The organism is Clostridium sp. AF21-20LB (genome assembly GCF_003478795.1).
Taxonomy (GTDB): domain Bacteria; phylum Bacillota; class Clostridia; order Lachnospirales; family Lachnospiraceae; genus Otoolea; species Otoolea fessa.
In genome coordinates this window covers 15,101-31,894 of record NZ_QUGD01000031.1, presented here as the reverse complement: position 1 = coordinate 31,894, position 16,794 = coordinate 15,101, and the positions used below count along the sequence as shown (strand labels likewise).

Annotated in this window: 18 protein-coding genes and 1 pseudogene; 4 read left to right on the top strand and 15 right to left on the bottom strand. The window is 50.7% G+C overall.

The window, feature by feature from the left end:
* Positions 1 to 76: 76 nt before the first annotated feature.
* A complete protein-coding gene (locus tag DWX76_RS12540; protein WP_118570794.1) occupies positions 77 to 670 on the bottom strand; it encodes a hypothetical protein in 594 nt (197 codons plus the stop codon).
* A 175-nt stretch (positions 671 to 845) separates the two neighbouring features.
* Here DWX76_RS12540 and DWX76_RS12535 point away from each other — a divergent pair.
* Positions 846 to 1,912 (top strand): annotated as a pseudogene (locus DWX76_RS12535) (undecaprenyldiphospho-muramoylpentapeptide beta-N-acetylglucosaminyltransferase).
* A 100-nt stretch (positions 1,913 to 2,012) separates the two neighbouring features.
* Here DWX76_RS12535 and DWX76_RS12530 read toward each other — a convergent pair.
* The 14 genes from DWX76_RS12530 to DWX76_RS14035 all read right to left on the bottom strand — a co-directional run bounded on the left by DWX76_RS12530 (position 2,013) and on the right by DWX76_RS14035 (position 14,100).
* Positions 2,013 to 2,570, bottom strand: a complete 558-nt coding sequence (locus DWX76_RS12530; protein WP_227589698.1) for an RNA polymerase sigma factor — start codon at positions 2,568 to 2,570, stop codon at positions 2,013 to 2,015.
* 10 nt (positions 2,571 to 2,580) lie between these two features.
* Positions 2,581 to 3,003, bottom strand: a complete 423-nt coding sequence (locus DWX76_RS12525; RefSeq protein WP_022360422.1) for an HIT family protein — start codon at positions 3,001 to 3,003, stop codon at positions 2,581 to 2,583.
* Between the two features lie 215 nt (positions 3,004 to 3,218).
* The gene (locus tag DWX76_RS12520) at positions 3,219 to 4,841 is read right to left on the bottom strand and encodes a DUF6382 domain-containing protein (protein ID WP_118570793.1); all 1,623 of its coding nucleotides are present in this window, start codon (positions 4,839 to 4,841) and stop codon (positions 3,219 to 3,221) included.
* 13 nt (positions 4,842 to 4,854) lie between these two features.
* Positions 4,855 to 5,247 (bottom strand): hypothetical protein, encoded by a 393-nt coding sequence (locus DWX76_RS12515; RefSeq protein WP_118570792.1) that lies wholly within the window; start codon positions 5,245 to 5,247, stop codon positions 4,855 to 4,857.
* On the bottom strand, positions 5,244 to 5,807 hold the full coding sequence (locus tag DWX76_RS12510) for a prepilin peptidase (RefSeq protein WP_118570791.1): 564 nt from the start codon (positions 5,805 to 5,807) through the stop codon (positions 5,244 to 5,246). Before DWX76_RS12510 ends, DWX76_RS12515 begins: the two co-directional genes overlap by 4 nt.
* A gap of 45 nt (positions 5,808 to 5,852) precedes the next feature.
* Complete coding sequence (locus DWX76_RS12505) at positions 5,853 to 6,692, bottom strand: hypothetical protein (RefSeq protein ID WP_118570790.1); 840 nt, start codon at positions 6,690 to 6,692, stop codon at positions 5,853 to 5,855.
* Between the two features lie 207 nt (positions 6,693 to 6,899).
* A complete protein-coding gene (locus tag DWX76_RS12500) occupies positions 6,900 to 8,834 on the bottom strand; it encodes a DUF5702 domain-containing protein (protein WP_243022570.1) in 1,935 nt (644 codons plus the stop codon).
* The gene (locus tag DWX76_RS12495; RefSeq protein WP_022360416.1) at positions 8,831 to 9,019 is read right to left on the bottom strand and encodes a Flp1 family type IVb pilin; all 189 of its coding nucleotides are present in this window, start codon (positions 9,017 to 9,019) and stop codon (positions 8,831 to 8,833) included. The genes DWX76_RS12500 and DWX76_RS12495 overlap by 4 nt, the downstream gene beginning before the upstream one ends.
* A 27-nt stretch (positions 9,020 to 9,046) precedes the next feature.
* Positions 9,047 to 10,270, bottom strand: coding sequence for a hypothetical protein (locus DWX76_RS12490; RefSeq protein ID WP_118570789.1), 1,224 nt, complete (start codon positions 10,268 to 10,270; stop codon positions 9,047 to 9,049).
* Positions 10,271 to 10,276: 6 nt separating this feature from the next.
* Entirely contained in the window at positions 10,277 to 11,059 is a 783-nt protein-coding gene (locus DWX76_RS12485) for a type II secretion system F family protein (protein WP_243022569.1), read from the bottom strand.
* Entirely contained in the window at positions 11,010 to 12,218 is a 1,209-nt protein-coding gene (locus DWX76_RS12480) for a CpaF family protein (RefSeq protein ID WP_412694069.1), read from the bottom strand. The genes DWX76_RS12485 and DWX76_RS12480 overlap by 50 nt, the downstream gene beginning before the upstream one ends.
* A 120-nt stretch (positions 12,219 to 12,338) precedes the next feature.
* Positions 12,339 to 13,343: a hypothetical protein gene (locus DWX76_RS12475; RefSeq protein WP_118472977.1), complete on the bottom strand. Its 1,005-nt coding sequence runs from the start codon at positions 13,341 to 13,343 to the stop codon at positions 12,339 to 12,341.
* Between the two features lie 35 nt (positions 13,344 to 13,378).
* Entirely contained in the window at positions 13,379 to 13,954 is a 576-nt protein-coding gene (locus DWX76_RS12470; RefSeq protein ID WP_182427989.1) for a prepilin peptidase, read from the bottom strand.
* Positions 13,951 to 14,100 (bottom strand): hypothetical protein, encoded by a 150-nt coding sequence (locus tag DWX76_RS14035; protein ID WP_182427988.1) that lies wholly within the window; start codon positions 14,098 to 14,100, stop codon positions 13,951 to 13,953. Before DWX76_RS14035 ends, DWX76_RS12470 begins: the two co-directional genes overlap by 4 nt.
* A gap of 384 nt (positions 14,101 to 14,484) precedes the next feature.
* On the opposite strand from DWX76_RS14035, the gene DWX76_RS12460 reads away from it, so the two are divergent.
* The 3 genes from DWX76_RS12460 (at position 14,485) to DWX76_RS12450 (ending at position 16,790) form a co-directional block, all read left to right on the top strand.
* Positions 14,485 to 14,898, top strand: coding sequence for an ArsR/SmtB family transcription factor (locus tag DWX76_RS12460; protein ID WP_227589694.1), 414 nt, complete (start codon positions 14,485 to 14,487; stop codon positions 14,896 to 14,898).
* Between the two features lie 81 nt (positions 14,899 to 14,979).
* On the top strand, positions 14,980 to 15,222 hold the full coding sequence (locus DWX76_RS12455; RefSeq protein ID WP_107001765.1) for a YaaL family protein: 243 nt from the start codon (positions 14,980 to 14,982) through the stop codon (positions 15,220 to 15,222).
* A gap of 23 nt (positions 15,223 to 15,245) precedes the next feature.
* Positions 15,246 to 16,790, top strand: a complete 1,545-nt coding sequence (locus DWX76_RS12450; RefSeq protein ID WP_233430286.1) for an alpha-amylase family glycosyl hydrolase — start codon at positions 15,246 to 15,248, stop codon at positions 16,788 to 16,790.
* Positions 16,791 to 16,794: the final 4 nt, after the last annotated feature.

Sequence of the window (16,794 nt, the reverse complement as noted above, 5' to 3'; positions counted from 1 at the left end):
TATATTCTTTTTCCTTTTTTCCTATCTGAAACAATGCTCATTGAATTTCCAACATCTCCTGTTTGTTGTACCAGTTTTACCTATATTCTCCATACTTAAAATATATTACTGCCCTTGTTTCTCCTATATCTGCCTTTACATATTCTAAATTTTTAGGTACATAAGCCAATTTCATTACTTCAATTTTCGTTTTTCGAGCTATCTCTATATATGCTTTATCTAATTCATCCTCCCCAGAAATAGCCTCAACATTATTTAAGACAATCTCATTCCGTACACTGTCCTTCTCCCGCACCACATACCGATACTCCCTCTTCGCCCCAGCCGAAATTCCCATCGCCACAACCATCACTGCGATAGCGGCGGCTGCTACAGAGACTTTCACAATCGTTTTCAGCCGGCGTGGTTTGCGAGCTTCTTCGTGCAGTTTGACAATGTTCTCGCTGGATGATTCTTTTTCACTTTCCGGGCTTGTTCCCACCTCCGCTTCTAACTTTGCCATCAACCTCTCAAAGCCGTCTTCTGGTTCTGGAGGTATGTCGCTGTCTTTTACTTCCGTCTGTGCAAGGATAAAATCCTTCAACAGCTGATCTTCGCTGACTCCAAACGCTTCCTGCAGCAGGCGTTCTGCATCTTCTCCAGCTTTTTTTCCGCGCCGGCTTCTGCTCACTTTTTATCCCTCCTCTCTGTCCTCGTCCTAACTTTTAGGTTGACTTTTCTTTTTTTCCGTTTACTATACTAAATGTAACCCTTTGCGGGTATGATAAAGCATAAAAACAGTTGTTTTCAGGTTATGGTTGTCCCCTCACACCGTAACCAGCGGCTGATGTGTGGAGGAAACTACTATGAAAAAAATCATTCTGACCGGCGGTGGTACTGCAGGTCATGTTACACCGAATCTCGCCCTGCTTCCGGCACTGCGCGAGGAAGACTTTGAGATTCACTATATTGGTTCTTATAACGGCATTGAGCGCCGCCTGATCGAGGCAGCCAGCATCCCTTACGATGGAATCTCATCGGGAAAACTGCGCCGTTATTTTGACCTTAAGAATTTTTCAGATCCGCTTCGCGTTCTGAAAGGATACTTTGAGGCTCGCAAGCTTATGAAAAAATACAAACCGGATATCGTCTTTTCCAAAGGCGGTTTTGTCGCTGTTCCGGTCGTTCTGGCTGCCAAGCATTATAAAGTGCCTGTCATCATCCATGAATCCGATATGACCCCAGGACTGGCAAATAAAATCTGTATTCCAGCCGCTTCTAAGGTATGCTGCAACTTTCCGGAAACACTTAAATATCTTCCGGAAGATAAGGCGGTTCTGACCGGTTCCCCGATCCGTGAAGAGCTTCTGCACGGGGATCGTCTGGCGGGACTCCAGTACGCCCATCTTTCTGCCGATCGCCCAGTAATTCTGATCATCGGCGGAAGTCTCGGCTCCGTCACGGTCAATCAGGCTGTCCGCGGCATTCTTCCGCAGCTTCTGAAAACCTATCAGGTAATACATATCTGCGGAAAAGGCAATCTGGATGAGTCTCTCATCGGCACCGAAGGATATGTTCAGTATGAGTATGTGGATAAACCACTCCGCCATCTCTTTGCAGCGGCAGATCTGATCATCTCCCGCGCGGCGCAAATTCCATCTGCGAAATTCTGGCACTCCGCAAACCGAACATTTTGATCCCTCTGTCGGCTGCTGCCAGCCGCGGCGACCAGATCTTAAATGCCAACTCCTTTGCAAAACAGGGATTCAGCACCGTTCTGGAAGAAGAAGTTTTAACCGCAGATACTCTCAGCCAGGCAATCGAAGAGACCTATAAAAATCGCCAGCAGTTCATTGATAAAATGTCTGAAAGTCACTTAAACAATGCTGTCAAAACCATCATGGGGCTGATTCATGGTTGCATACGCAGTTAGTAGCATTGCTACGTTTGTATAGTACAAGACTAAAACACTGAATATGTAAGCTTATCATCACATCGGACAGATTCGAAACGGCTCTGCTTCGATGTGATTTTTAAATATCAAACAGCTTTGCCCTCAACACGCGCTTCTGCAGTTCTGCTTTTGCCCTGTAAAGACGTGTACAGCATACCGTTGATTTGATTTTCAAAACCGCACAGGCTTCTTCCGCCGTCAATCCCTCCAGAACACGGAGAATCAAAACATCCCGCCAGTCCTTCTTCATAGATTTGACAATCTTCCATACGTTCCAATAGATATCCCTATCGATAACCTCCTGATCCAGAAGCTGAATTCCTATCTCCCCTTCCAAAAGAAGGTTCATAATCTCTTCTTCCGCATCCGGATCTTCCAGATGCAGCATCTCGCGGCGCCGCATCTGCCTCCGGTTATCGATCCACTTGCTCCGTAAAATGCGGATCAGTAAAACCAACTTTACTTTATGATCCAGATCTAACGAATAGCGCTTGTAATATTCAATGAAAGCTTCATGCACCATATCCTCAATGTCATCGTACCCTACTCCAATTCTATACGCATATTTCTTCAGCGGTACCAGGTACTCTCTGTAAAGCGCTTCAAAAAGCGCCATTTTTTCATTCTCATGGTGCATATCCAAACTCCTATCGCGTCAGTTCTTCGCGGATGGAGCTGCTAATTTCTGCCAGCTCTTCCGGCGTTGCTTTTCCTGGCGCCCATGTCACCATATCCGGTCCATTTTCATATCTCGGAATAATGTGTACATGGAAATGAAAAACAGTCTGTCCTGCGGATATGCCATTGTTCTGAACCACATTGAAACCCGTGCAGCCCAGTGCTTTCTTCATCGCCGCACCAATCTTTCCAGCTAATGGAAGAGCTTTGGCCGCAATCGCCGGATCCAGCTCACATAAATCTTTGAAATGCTGCTTCGGCAGAATCAGCGCATGTCCCTTCGATGCCGGTCCTAAATCCAGAATCACACGAAAATCTTCATCTTCATAAACCGTTGAGGATGGAATCTCTCCGCCAGCGATCTTACAAAAAATACATTCTTTGTCTGTCATGTCGGTCTCTCCTTCTCTCTATGCTTCTCCATTCACTGGAAAAGCGGTATTTTCTTTTGTCACTTGGCTTGAAACTTCCATGTCAAGTGCCTTTATTATAGCATATCCCCATGGCTTGTTCTATGTAAATTTGCAGAAACGCGAAATTGATGTACTTGCAAAATAATTCACATCAATTTCGTGTTTTTGGTTATTATTTCATATTTTCAGACAATTTATCGGTGTTCCCAAAATTTATATCCGACATCCGCCAAATAAATGGAATCCCCATTCCCCAAACTGACTGTTTCATTTGCCTGAAGCGGATAGCCATTGACCGATGTTCCATTGGTTGAATTGAGATCTGTCAGAATGTATACGCCCTCCTTCTGATCGATCCGCGCATGAAGACGGCTGACGGTCGGACGGTCAATACATGCGTCCGACAGCCCCGGATGTTTTCCAAGTGTAAATGGAATATAGGAAATCTGAATCACTGTTCCTCCGGCTTCCACCGGCTCTAAGCGCACCGTTCCTTCCCCATTCTTTGAGGCAGACAGAAGCGTAGTCCCCGCTTCTCTCGCCCGCTCTATCTGTGCTTCTTCTTCTCTTCGAAGTTCCTGCCGATAAGCTTCTTCACTCTCCGGATAGACCTGCCAGCGGTTTTCAGGCGTTGTCTGCTGCCAGTCTTGATATGATAGAGTCCCTTCTATCCCAGACCGTTCTTTCTTTTTCTGGATCACTTTCCTCTCACCATTCCGCACACGACTACTCTTTCCACCTCGTCCAGCTTCATTCGCCTGATCCACTTCCGTGCTTTCCTCTCTATCCTCTCCCTGACCTCGATTTTTCTTCCTGCCACCATATACCTGCCATTTTCTGCGGGCTGCCAACGTCTCCCTCAAAAACACGATTCCCCCGATGCCGCCGCTGATTGCATACAGCCATACATCCATTTCTCCCGTCACGTACCAATACACAATGCCAGCTGCCACCGCGCTTCCAAGTACCTTTATCCACCGGTTCTGCCATTGTCCCTTTTGTTTTCCACCTGCCCTTTCAGACTTTTCCCCCACTTCATCTGAGTTCTCTACCGACTCCAGGTTCTTTTTCATCGTTTTCTCCTGATACAACGCTTCCTGCCTATATTTCCAATCCTTTCTGGCTGGCGTTTGAGTGTCAGAAGCCATTTTCCCAGATCGAGATTCCAACGTATCCCTCCGATTTTGCTCCGCTTCAAGCCACTCCTGCCGATCCGCCCACACTCCCGCCGTCTCAGGATCCCCCTCATCCTCGTTTCGTTTTTCTGCCGAAAAGATCCGATCTTCCCCCGAAAGCTGGCGCAGCAGATCTGCCGTTCCGTAATTCTCCCGCAGACTAATCTGGTACAGATTATAAGCTAATACAACAGCCTCCCGATCCTGATGATCCGCACGTTCCAGAAGATACCCCAGCAGTTTTGAGAGCGCCTGCGGCGCCTCTTCCCGATGCCCCGGAACCAGACATAATTCCACAGTAAAATGATCGGGTTCCAGATACAGGTATTCCGGATCCAGCAAAAGCTGTTCCTCTTTTAACAGGTACTCTTCCACCCGCTTCAGAACCGCCAGCACACCAAGCAGAATCGACCGGAGTTCTTGTCCCGACAAGGTCCGTTTTTCCAACACCCGTCTAAGCGGCTGTCTCGACGTTATCTCATAATAATATTCTCTCGCCTCCTCCGTCTGGCGGACCCGAAACTTCAAAAGCCCTTCGATGGCATTCGCCGACAGCATCTGTACCGCATAGCCCGTTTCTTTCTCCGGCGCTTCGATTATCATATAATTATGATTCATTTCCCGGCTATACCGAATCTCCATCCCGTATCCTCCATCACTCTGCATTTTCCAACACTGTCAGCAAACGGATCGCCCGCTCCGGCTCCTGTCCGCGCAGGGATATCTCCGTCTCTGTACTGCTCTTTACCCTTCCGTCCAAGTCTCCCCCATCTTCCCAGATCGTCAAAACTGCATCCCCACACCGGAAGAATCCACGCAGGCGCTGTCCAGCTCTGCTGCTTATCTCCCCCACAGTCATTCCATCTCCCCGCAACGTTTTTTCCTCCCGATACAGGCACCGTTCCATCGCCTCCTGCAGGACAAAACGCCCCGTAATCCTGCCATGCACCTCAAACACCCCATTTAACAGTGCCGCGATAAAAAAGAATGCAACCGTCATCACAAACGAGGCTTCCACCGTATAACTGGCAGAAACCTCCCGTTTCATCCAAGAGATGCTATCAGCATCCAAATCCACACCGGAAGCACACACGGTAGAAATGGCAGCTTCTTTTTCCGCATTTTCTCCCATAGACCATTCCCCTTTCCGCCAAGCAGTGCCGTAAGCATCCAGACACCTCCTGCCAGACTGCTCACAAATACAGCTCCCATCAAAAGTTCAAGCGTCCGCCATCCCCCCAGATAGCACCCAGTGATCAGAAAAAAGCAGCCATCTCCCAGTCCGACCGCACCTTTCGTCTGCCGCTCCATCCAGAACAAAAAAATCCCCGGCAGCATTCCCAAAAGCCATACCGTTATCTGCAACACACTTTTTTTCCAATCCCATCCATCTTTTATAACCGACAGCACACACCGTATCATCGTAAGCACCATTCCTGCCGTTCCAAATCCATATAGCCAGCTTACGCGTATCCGTTTTCTATGAAGATCCTGCCAGGAAAAGACCATCAGAAAAAGTGAAAAAACAACCGCACAGAGGAAACATACTGCACTTTCCAAATCCATCCGCGTAAATCCCATGAAACTTATCCCTGCACTGTTTTCCATCACTCCGCCCTCTCACCCCTCCTTGATTCTTTCCGCCATCCGCACCTATCCACTTCCACAGTATGAACACACACCCATATATTCCACCTCTGATCGCCGCACCTTCTGCACATAATATGCCAATGACGAACAGTCCTGCTTTCCATGGTAAACCTCGCCGGACGGAAGAATATACACCAGACCTCCCGCCGACACCGTCTTTCCACAGTATCTGCAAGCCTTATAACGGCATCCCCCGCTGTTTCTAAGCACCCCCGAAATTACATCTGCATACGCAGCCGCGGTGATCTGATTCGATATATAATGGCACGAAGGCGAGAGATGGTAGCGCGTACTGTCCCGCCCCACATAGACCCATTTTTCCTCCGGTTCTGAAGCGTTTTTCTCTGAGAAATACCCGCCTTCCGCCCCAATCCATCCCCGCTTCCGGCTCCGGGAAGTAAGCGTCACATGGTCAAGCGCAAATACCGAGAACGGCAGCCGCACCTGATAGGAGGCGCGCAGGTCAATCCATTCTCCATCTTCCGATACGCAGCTGGCACCACACTGGATATTGGACACTTTGTTCCCGCCCGCTGTCTGAATCTTCTCCTTTAAATATCCCTGCAGGATAAGCCCGGACGGAAGTTCTGACCAGCCCCCCGTTCCCTTTTCTCCTGCCTCTGCCGCTTTTCCCGCCTCCATTTCTGCCGGATGCACCGTATGGGATGTCCGATACACCTGCCATCCCAGTTCCCGCCCCGTCACTTCCAGCACCGTCTGCACCTTTCTCTGAGTATCCAGTATTTCCATCGGAACTGACAGGAGAATCACCGTAAACATAAACAATGTCAGACTAAGCGCCGCCTCAATCGTCAGGCTCGCACACAGGGAAGCAGAGGACAATGCCCTTTTCCAGGGTCGTTTTCTTACTCGGGCTCTATGCCGCCGAAGGACGGGTATCCCGACCGCACAGATACTTTCATTTATTCGTTTTGTTAGGTTAGTTGTCATCATCTTTTTTACTGGCTTTCTTTATGTACTTGGAGAGGCACATTCACTTGCATCATCTCCTGAAAAAGGACACTGTCCTCCACTCCCCTGTAATTGTATTTAATATTCCTTCTGGGACGTTCTACGAAGCGGTATCAACGTTCCCTGTGCCGTATAGGACACACTTACCCCATACTGGCACTGATCCATCCGAAATCCCGGCTCTTTTTCTGAAATGCGGTTCTGAATCATATCCATCATCCGGTAACAGAAACGGCTCTTTCCCTGTATCAGGAAAAAGAGTTTCAGCCAGTCCTGGTAGTCCAGCCCGCTGTCGTCTGTCCCGTTTTTCAATGAAGGATCCGTCCCCGTTTCCAGAAAGATGGACGCGCCCTTTTCCGTCAGAGCAGAAAGCGAAATCTGCCACTCCCCCGGCTGTTTGAAAAAAGGAATTTTTCCGCCCGCCAGCAGAACCTTCACATCTGCCACCGACTCTGCAAACGCCCAGACTGTCATGATAAAGAAGGATGCCGCCGCCGTGATCGGTGTGATTCCCGCCAGCCCCGTGATTGCCAGCGCCAATGCTTCCGCCTCCGACCGTTTTTCAGAATCCGCATATAAAGCTGCCAGATTCACCGCCTCACGCACAGCCAGAAGTTCATTGACGGTGTGTTTTAAATTTTCCCGCTCCGACGCATTTCCCTGTAAAAGATATTCCTGCTCATAATGGACACTTCCCGTCTTTTCCTGCCCGAACCGGGTAAAAAAATGCGCCGCATACGCATCTAAAAGAGCCCGTTCAAGCCCCGCCGTCCAGACATCCCCAGCTGTCCCCCGCTTTCCGCTCTCTCCGCCTGCATACAATGCCGACGGAAATGCCGCGGTCGAAATCCAGTTTTCTGAAATCACAGTTCCCGCCGGCACACAAAGACTCAACAGATCCGTCCCCGACAGGCGGCTGACTGCTTCCAGCACATTCATTTTTTTCTTGTCTCGGACTGCCGGAACCCGGAAACGTCCATCCTTCTGAAAACCCGCTGTGATCGTCAGAACCGGCGCCCACAGCGCTTCATCGTCCAGCTCATCGTCCTCATCGTCAGGCTCCCAATCATCGATATAATCCTGTATCTCCTTTCCTTTCCGGACTGCTTCTGCAACCACCTCTTCATTTCCGTGAGCCGTCTCTTCTGTCTTTTTTACCTCCTGGCGGCGCGCTCCATCCGCATCCAAATACGAACGATACCCCCGCATCTCCTCCTGTACCATGCCCCAGGAGCCTTCTTCCAGATCCGGCTGGGCTTCCTGCGCCCCCTGCTCCGATCCCTGCAATTCTTTCGCAAGCCGGTCCGCCTGTTTTTCATACGCCGCAACCAGCCCCGGAATCTGCTTTAATTCTTTCTCTAAGCTTTCCGCCGATTGAAAGAACGAGCTTCCATCCGCCTGGCGGACCGCTGCCTCCATCTCCTCCAGATGTTTCTCCTGTTTTTGCAGGCAGGCTCCGATCGCCTCGATCGACTCTTCCAGACGCAGCACTTTTCTGCCATTTTCCTGATATCCTTCCGCAATCCCATGAACCGCCCTTGCTTCCGTCATCCGTTTTTCCATCTCAGGCAGTTCAGACTCCTCACTTTCCAGCGTCCAGACACCCACTTTCATATAATCGGTAACTTCCTTCGCAAAGAAATCCCCCTTATGCCCGGTGATCGCATCCATCGCTTCGATCTGTACCTTGCCGCCGCTGACCGGATAAAAGGGCGCTGCCGCCAGATATGTTTCCATCTGCGGCTCCATCTCCGCCGCCAGGCGCTCTTTATCCGCACATTCCAGCACAAAAATCCGGTATTTATCCCAAATCTCCCGGTGATAACAGCTCATCAGCGAATCCAGTGAGGAATTGAGCGCCATCTGCATATACCAGCCGCTTCCGGCTGCCCGGGCGGACTCAAACAGCCCGCCCATCAGCGCACAGATACAGGTCAGAATCAAACTCAGAAAAACTGTGATCTCCCCGCAAACTTCCTTTTCTGTTTCAATGTGCCGTTCTGCCCGGATCAATATACCTCCTTCGACTTGCTGTTGATCTGTTTAAAGATATTTGTAAGAAGCGTATTAATCTGCTTTTTAAAGACAATGACCAGACCGATCAGCACCACCAGAATCAGCACTAACTCAATGACCCCCACACCATCCTCGTCCATCAGAAACGATTTTACTTCTCTTACCAGATACGCTTTATCCATATACTTTTTCTCCTTTCTCCCCATTTTTCAGATCCCAAACGCCAGAAACGCCGGGACTGAAACCATCACCATAATAATCATCAACATCAAAAACAATGGAAGCATCAGCTTTGTAGATGCCTCTTCTCCCCGGCGTCTTGCCAGTGCTTTCTCTTCTTCAAACGCCGACTCCATCTCTGTCTCCAGCGCCTTTCGAAGTCCTTCTGCCCCATTTCTGACATTCTGCTCCAAAAGCCCGGAAAGCTTCCGGTACGGTCTCAGGCGGCAGCCCGCACCAAATTCCGCATATGCCTGTAGTTCCGGGACACCGCGCTGCATCCGGTGATATGCCGCTGCCATTTCCCGGTATGCCGCCCGCTCCGTCTGTGTTCCCGCCCGGCATGCCGCCTCATATTCCAGCACAATCCGCTCCCATGCCCGGCGGACCGGAAGCCCCGCCCCGGAAAATACAGTCAGCTTTGACACAATCTCCGGATAATCTTCCATCAGCTCCCGCTTTTTCTTCTTTTTCGCCTCACTCTCCTTCTGTTTTTCATAAAGAGGAAGCAGAATTGCCGCCGCAATCCCCAGCACCGGAAACAGCAGATATTCCCTGTCTCCGCGCACCCGGTAAGATAAATTCTTCCCCTCATACGTCTTTGGCAGAACCAGCTGCCCTTCCGTTCTCTGCGCCTCATCCATCTGCTTTAACAGCCGCTTAAAACCTGCCTCTTTTTCCTGCTGCTTCGTCCGAAGCGGCGGATATAACGTGACCGGAAACCGGTACTCCCGGCTGAATGCTCCCGCCTGCAGGGATGCGGTCAGTTCTGTCTGAATCCCCTTCTCCGGGCATTCTTCATTTAAAACTGTCCCATCTGTCTCAATCCATTCCGCATCCTCCGGTGTCCAGCGGACCCGGATGCCCTCTTCTTCCAGCCAGCCGACGAGATGTAGATCTTCCCTTACCTCCTTCAGGGACGGATTGTTTCCCCGAATTAAATCCGCCAGTTTACCTCCCGCCTCCAGCAATGCTTTTTTTGCATCCTCTTCCGCATATTCCCGCTCTCCGAGCGAAATCTCCACCGGAATCTCCTTCTCGCACAGTCCGCGCACCCACACTTCCTGCTGCCGTTCCCCTTCTCCGTATGCATAGCGGTTCAGCCGGTTCCCCTCTTCCAGCGCCCCATCCCGTTTTTCCACCAGATATCCCGCAACTGCCAGAATTATCCCCAAAAGAATGCATAAAACCTGCTTTTTCCCCATTTTTCCCATGCTGTTTCACACCTCAATCTGAAGAATTTTCCCCGATACCCTCCATGCCAGCAGATAGACCACCAGACACCCGGTCATCACCACCCGCCCCACTGCTGTCTCATACATCTGTGAGAAAAAGCCCGGCGATGACAAATCCACGTAGAGCACGATCAGGTACGGCATCAGGTTCATAATTCTCTGTTCAAACTGCTTTTCTGCCGTCATCGTGAGAATTTCCTCCCGCACCTGAATGCGATCCGAAATCACGTGAACGACATGGTGAACCACGCTTGCCAGCTCGCCCCGGCTCCGTTTGGATACAGTAAAAATAACAGAGAAATTTTCCACCTCATCCAGACCGCTCCTCTTCGCAAAGGAAGAAAGCAGCGCCTCCACGGTCCGGTTCATTTTAAGCTGGCTTGCCAGATATGAAAACTCATGGGTAATCATCCCTTCTTTTCCGTATTGTTCTTCCAGATCGCGCACGCTCGCAATAAACGCATTTTCCACTGAATAGCCTGCAGCCAGCGCCGAAGCCACGATCTGAATCGCTTCCTTAAACTGGAGCCGCAGCTCCTCTTTTCTCCGGCGGCAGAGCTCCCGCCTCTTAAAAAACGGCCGCAGCATCCCCGCCGGAAGCATCAGAACGAACGCCAGAAATGAACGGTAGAATACATACGCCGTCACGGCGCACACCGCTGTTCCCTCCAGAAGGTAACGTATCCACTCCTGCCCCGTCAGGTGGTAAACCCGGTAATCAGAAAGCACTTCCTCCCGCGAACCTGCGCCGCCCTTCAAATCTGCCAACCTGGACAAGTGCTCCTTCCACCTGTCCGGAACCAGCCTCCCCGCTTTCCTGAAACTGATAGATGGGAGAAAGGCGGATTTCCCCATTTTCATAGCCTATCACCTCCGTGATCTCCAGTACCTTCCGGCTCCGGTCACGCATCCGCCCGACATGGACCATCAGATCGAGCGCTGAACCAATCTGGCTCCGGACCGCCGCAAGCGGCAGCTCTGCCGCCATCAGAACCATTGTCTCCAGTCTTGAGAGCATGTCTTTTGCGCTGTTGGCATGTCCGGTTGAGAGCGAGCCATCGTGCCCCGTATTCATCGCCTGCAGCATTTCCAGTGCCTCGCCGCCCCGGACCTCTCCAACAATGATGCGGTCCGGACGCATTCGGAGACTCGCCCGGATCAGATCGCGCATGGAAATCTCCTGCGAGCCATCCCGGTTCTCCACCCTTGTTTCCAGGCTGACAAGATTCGTTACATGGCGGATTTGAAGCTCTGCCGAATCCTCGATCGTGATGATGCGTTCCTCCTGTGGAATATAGCCGGACATGGCGTTTAAGATCGTCGTTTTTCCCGATCCGGTTCCGCCGCTGATGAAGATATTGAGCCCCCGCTCGACCGCTTTCTGCAAAAATGCCGCTGCCTCCCGGCTGATACTTTTTAACTCAATCAGACGTTCCATCGTGATCGGTTCCGGGAACTTCCGGATCGTTAAAATCGGACCATTTAACGCCACCGGTGCCAGCACCACGTGAACACGCGAACCATCTTCCAGTCTCGCATCCGCAATCGGGGATGCCAGATTGACCGTCCGGTTGACACGGCTTACAATCTGCTGAATCAGATCCTCTAGCTGCCCTACCGAATCAAAGTGCTTTTCTAATTCTTCCACACGCCCCTGCCGCTCGACAAAAATGTGCTCCGTGCCATTTACCATGATCTCCGTGATCGTCGGATCATCGACCAGCTCCTGCAAAATATCCAGCCGTCTGAATGAATCAAACAGCTCTTTTCTCAAACAAAGCCGCTCTTTTAACGGCAGATACGCCCCTTCTGCCGCTTCCAGAATCGCCATGTCGATCAGGTCGCGCAGCTCCTCATCCTCCACCTGCATACGGCTCTCCATCTGCTCCATCAGACGCTGCCTCAAAACCATTTTCTGCTCCTGCATACTTCCCCCTGCCAGTTGTTTCTCTCACAACCGTTTACTCTTTAGAATGACTGGCAAAATCCCGCTCAATTTATCCCTGTCAAAAGACTTTGCCCCTTCTAATTTAACCCACAATGAACATTATCCGCCCACACTGCTTCCCCGCAGCAGTTGCCGTACATAATCACCCAGTTCTCCCCATAAGAGCTGGTCAATATAATCGCCCCGTCCAAAACTGCCGTGATACGGAAGTTTCAGGCGTTTAATACGTTCCCTTAGCATGCCATTTCCTGTCTGTGAAAAATACTGCTCCAGCTCCTTAAGCTTTGCCAAAGACACCGGATCTTCCCGGATCGGCATATAAATTACCCGGCACAGCTTCATTACCGAAAGCGCCGTCCTGCGCCCGCTTCCTATATCCACTACCAGCGTATCATACGCACTCTCCCCGGCAATTGCCCGTATAAGCCCCGCGATTGCCTCCTCTCCCGCCTGATCCAGATCCTCCGGATAGCGCACCGGCGGAATATAATCCAGCTCCCCCATCGTGTGGACAACGCTGCTCAAACGAAGCGAATTATAGCTTCCACCGTTGTAAAAATACAACAGATCCGACAAATCACTCTTATATTCTTCTTTCATCAAAACCGACAGACCGGAAAATTCCTCCAGGTTCAGATACAGCACCCGCTCCTCCTGTGCCAGAAGTTTTCCTATTGTCAGGGCAAACGAGGTCTTTAAACACCGTCCAACCGGCGAATACACTCCCAAAACCTTCGCCAGCCCCCGTCCGGACACCTCCGGCAGATCCCCCGGGCTTTCCCCATACCAGGTCATCACGTCGCGCACAATCGCATCGCTGGACTGGTATTTGTAGACACAGGGAACTGACGGACTAACCGGCTTTCCCCCATTATCCGATAAAAGAATGACCTTTTCCGCCCGGATAGACTCCTTTTCTTCCGCCGGAACATGCTCGCCCAACAACAGAAGCTTTACCGGATGTTCCGCCGCAAATGCCCGCAGCCGCTCGATCGAGCTGAACGCCACCACCTCAAACGGTATTTTTTCCTTCTGGTTAACTACCTCTGCAAACCGTGCCGCATAGACCGGATCCACATCATACACAGCCAGAATATGCTTCATCGCACCGCCACCTCCCTAATCACAAGCCATTTTCCTTACAGATACCGAATCAGCTCCGCCCCAATCACTCCCAAAAACAGGCACGGTGCCAGACAAAAAGATGCCTCTTTTCCATCCCGCGCTTCCAGATAGTACGGCTCGACGCTTCCCCCAAGCGCGGACCGGTACAAATAAAACACAAGATATGTAAGCCGCTGCCTGGCAATCCCACGCCGGATAAGTAATACGAGCGACCATATTCCGGCAGCTGCCAGCCCGCACAGGAAAATCCGCCCGCCCTGCCGCAGCCCGGCGGCACCAAACAGGACGGCTGCCATTTTGATGTCCCCCGCACCTATCATGCGAAACAGATACAGAGGGAACAGGACAATCAATAAACTCCCGCTACGAATCAAATATCCACAAGTCTCGCCAATCCCCATCATAAGCGCCGCCCCATATCCCGGCAGCCGCCCGTCCCATCCGGCCGTATATCCCATCTTCATCCCCAGACCAAACCGAATCAAAAGAAACAACAGGCCGCCAAGCAGAAGCATCCCATTGGGAATACGGCGTTTTTTCAAATCCCAAAACGCACAGCCGCCAGTAAACAACAGCAGCAAAAAGGTCAATCCATCCCCTCCTTCTCTTTCGCATACATGAAACGAACAATTTCTGCACAGTATGTCCTCTTTTCAAAACTCCTGCCGCAAACGATAGCTGCCAGTCCTGCGCCAGCTTTTACCGCCACCTTTTTCCATTCATTTCCTGTATGCACTTCAAACATTCCTGAAAAATTATCGAACATTTCTCTGAACTTAACTTTTAGAATCTTAATAATAGATCAACGGGAAATCCGGATTCCCGTGACAGATGGAAGAACCCATCCATGAATGTTCCTCCATTATGAACAGTTTTTGATCAAAAGTCAATCCCAAAACACCCGAAATATGCGCCAAAAACATCTCAAAAACTTTGTGCATCTGACCCCGTTATTTTAGCTAGACAATTTCGTTATTTGAAAATAATTGCCAAAATATCTCTTTATTTTTTATCTATAAATACCCATTCCAGCATTTTCCTTTTCATTGACTGACGAAACAAAAAATGGTAAAATATTATTAGTTTAAATTTTTAAACCATTCGAGAAGGAGGAAGCGCGATGAAAAAAGGAACAGAACTTAAACAGCATTTTCATACCTGTATGCCTCTTTTTATCGCACTGGGTGATGAAATACGGCTGACGATCATCGAAGCACTGACGGACGAAGCCCTCACGGGACGCACAAAAAACACCCCTATGAACACAAATCAGCCTGATAAAAACGATGACCGTCCAATCAGCCTGCCCACCCAGCCCCGTCCGCACGGCTTAAATGTCCGGGAAATCACCGAACGGACCAGCCTGTCGCGCCCGGCAGTTTCCCACCATTTGAAGATCTTAAAGACAGCCGGGCTGATCGACGTCCACCGGGAGGGAACCTGCAATTATTATTACCTCTCGATCGAAGACAGCACCCGGAAATTGATGCAGCTCGGACATCTGCTGGAATCCGTGCTTTCCATGAACGCCTGAACCAGGATGCATATCTTTCCATTTTCTGAATATACTGATCGTTGTACCAATTTATAGGATTCAGAAAGAGAGCATCAAACCATGAAGCACAACCGCACCCACTGCTCCGGGAGCACCAGCACGGACATTTTTTCCGCCCACCCTGACCCGGAGCTGCTGACAGAACTGCGACAGACCATGAGCACGATCAACACCGTTTTCAACCATTTTGAAGAGGTCGTCGATCCGACTCTGATTGACTGCTATATCTACGAACTGAAAGCCGCACACCTCCGGTATCAGTTCCTTTTACGACATATTAAACAACAGGAAAATACCATTTAACCGACACAAGGAGGACCTTTCTCATGACAGCCTGGTACGACAAAGCTATCTTTTACCATATGTATCCTCTGGGAATGACCGGAGCACCGTTTGCCAATCCCTATCCTGTCTCCGATGGGACAGCGGATGGCACCAGGGACGTTTCCTCCGATTCCCGCATGGACGAACTGATGCAGTGGATTCCCTATTTAGAGAGCCTGCATATTTCCGCGATTTACATCGGACCGCTGTTTGAATCATCCACGCACGGCTATGATACCCGCGATTTCCGGCTCATCGACCGGCGGCTGGGAACCAACGTTTCGTTCCGATCTTTCGTGGACTGCTGCCATGAGCATGGCATCCGCGTCGTCGTGGACGGCGTGTTCAACCACACCGGTCGCGAATTTTTCGCCTTCCGCGACCTGCAGGCGCACCGTGACCAGTCCCCTTACGCCGGATGGTACAGGAACGTCAATTTCGGCTGGGGCAGCCCGCTGGGCGATTCCTTCGGCTATGAATCCTGGCACGGCATCTGGGAGCTTCCCTGCTTAAACCACCGAAACCCGGAAGTGCGGAACTATCTGCTTGACACTGTCCGTTTCTGGGTGCAGGAATTTGACATCGACGGTATTCGCCTCGACTGCGCGGGCGATCTTTCCTTTGAATTTATGCAGGAACTGCGCCGGCTGGCAAATGAAATCAAGCCGGAATTCTGGCTGATGGGCGAAGTCATCCACGGCGAATACGCCCGCTGGGTCAATCCGCAGATGCTTCATTCCGTCACCAACTACGAGATGCACAAAAGTATCTATTCCGCGCACAACGACCACAATTATTTCGAACTGGCACACAATGTCCGCCGCCTCGAAGCGGTGGGGCGGGATCTCTACACCTTTGTGGACAACCACGACGAAGACCGGATCGCAAGCAAACTGTTAAATCCGGCACATCTTGCGCCGCTTTACACGCTGCTGTTCACTCTTCCGGGCATTCCGTCCATCTATTATGGAAGTGAATGGGGCATTCAGGGACGCCGCGGACACAACTCTGATACGGAACTCCGTCCGAGAATCCTGCCGCCGAGACCGCTTGCAGAAGAAATGCAGACCAGCGACGGACAAAACACCGGCATCCGCACAGATGGCAACTGCCAGAGCTTTTCGAGCGCCACAGGCCCAAACATACACGCAGGCGCAAACACCTGCTGCCAGACCACTTCAAGCACCACAGGCTCAAACACAGATACCAGCGCAGGCACCGTGACACCGCTTACACTTCTGATCCAGAAACTCGCCGCCATCCACGCCGCCGAACCGGCGCTTCACGGTGGGCGTTATCAGGAACTTCTGCTGACAAACCGGCAGTACGCATTTGCCAGACACGGTGACCACCAGGCGATCCTTACCGCTGCCAACAACGATGACAACGCCGCTTATTTACAAGTTCCACTTCCATTCCACACGACAGCGGAACAAGCTACGGATCTGATTACCGGAAAATCGTTTTTGATCGATAAGAATACAAACAAAATTCAGATAGAATTAGAGGGTAACAGCGCTGTTATTCTCGGAATCACGGAGGGGTAACCTT

Excerpts from the sequence above, each read along its gene's own strand:
- DWX76_RS12530 (WP_227589698.1), bottom strand. The coding sequence starts at position 2,570 with ATGCACCATGAGAATGAAAAAATGGCGCTTTTTGAAGCGCTTTACAGA.
- DWX76_RS12525 (WP_022360422.1), bottom strand. The coding sequence starts at position 3,003 with ATGACAGACAAAGAATGTATTTTTTGTAAGATCGCTGGCGGAGAGATT.
- DWX76_RS12520 (WP_118570793.1), bottom strand. The coding sequence starts at position 4,841 with ATGGAGATTCGGTATAGCCGGGAAATGAATCATAATTATATGATAATC.
- DWX76_RS12515 (WP_118570792.1), bottom strand. The coding sequence starts at position 5,247 with ATGAAACGGGAGGTTTCTGCCAGTTATACGGTGGAAGCCTCGTTTGTG.
- DWX76_RS12510 (WP_118570791.1), bottom strand. The coding sequence starts at position 5,807 with ATGGAAAACAGTGCAGGGATAAGTTTCATGGGATTTACGCGGATGGAT.
- DWX76_RS12495 (WP_022360416.1), bottom strand. The coding sequence starts at position 9,019 with ATGGATAAAGCGTATCTGGTAAGAGAAGTAAAATCGTTTCTGATGGAC.
- DWX76_RS12490 (WP_118570789.1), bottom strand. The coding sequence starts at position 10,270 with ATGGGAAAAATGGGGAAAAAGCAGGTTTTATGCATTCTTTTGGGGATA.
- DWX76_RS12480 (WP_412694069.1), bottom strand. The coding sequence starts at position 12,218 with ATGCAGGAGCAGAAAATGGTTTTGAGGCAGCGTCTGATGGAGCAGATG.
- DWX76_RS12475 (WP_118472977.1), bottom strand. The coding sequence starts at position 13,343 with ATGAAGCATATTCTGGCTGTGTATGATGTGGATCCGGTCTATGCGGCA.
- DWX76_RS12460 (WP_227589694.1), top strand. The coding sequence starts at position 14,485 with ATGAAAAAAGGAACAGAACTTAAACAGCATTTTCATACCTGTATGCCT.
- DWX76_RS12455 (WP_107001765.1), top strand. The coding sequence starts at position 14,980 with ATGAAGCACAACCGCACCCACTGCTCCGGGAGCACCAGCACGGACATT.
- DWX76_RS12450 (WP_233430286.1), top strand. The coding sequence starts at position 15,246 with ATGACAGCCTGGTACGACAAAGCTATCTTTTACCATATGTATCCTCTG.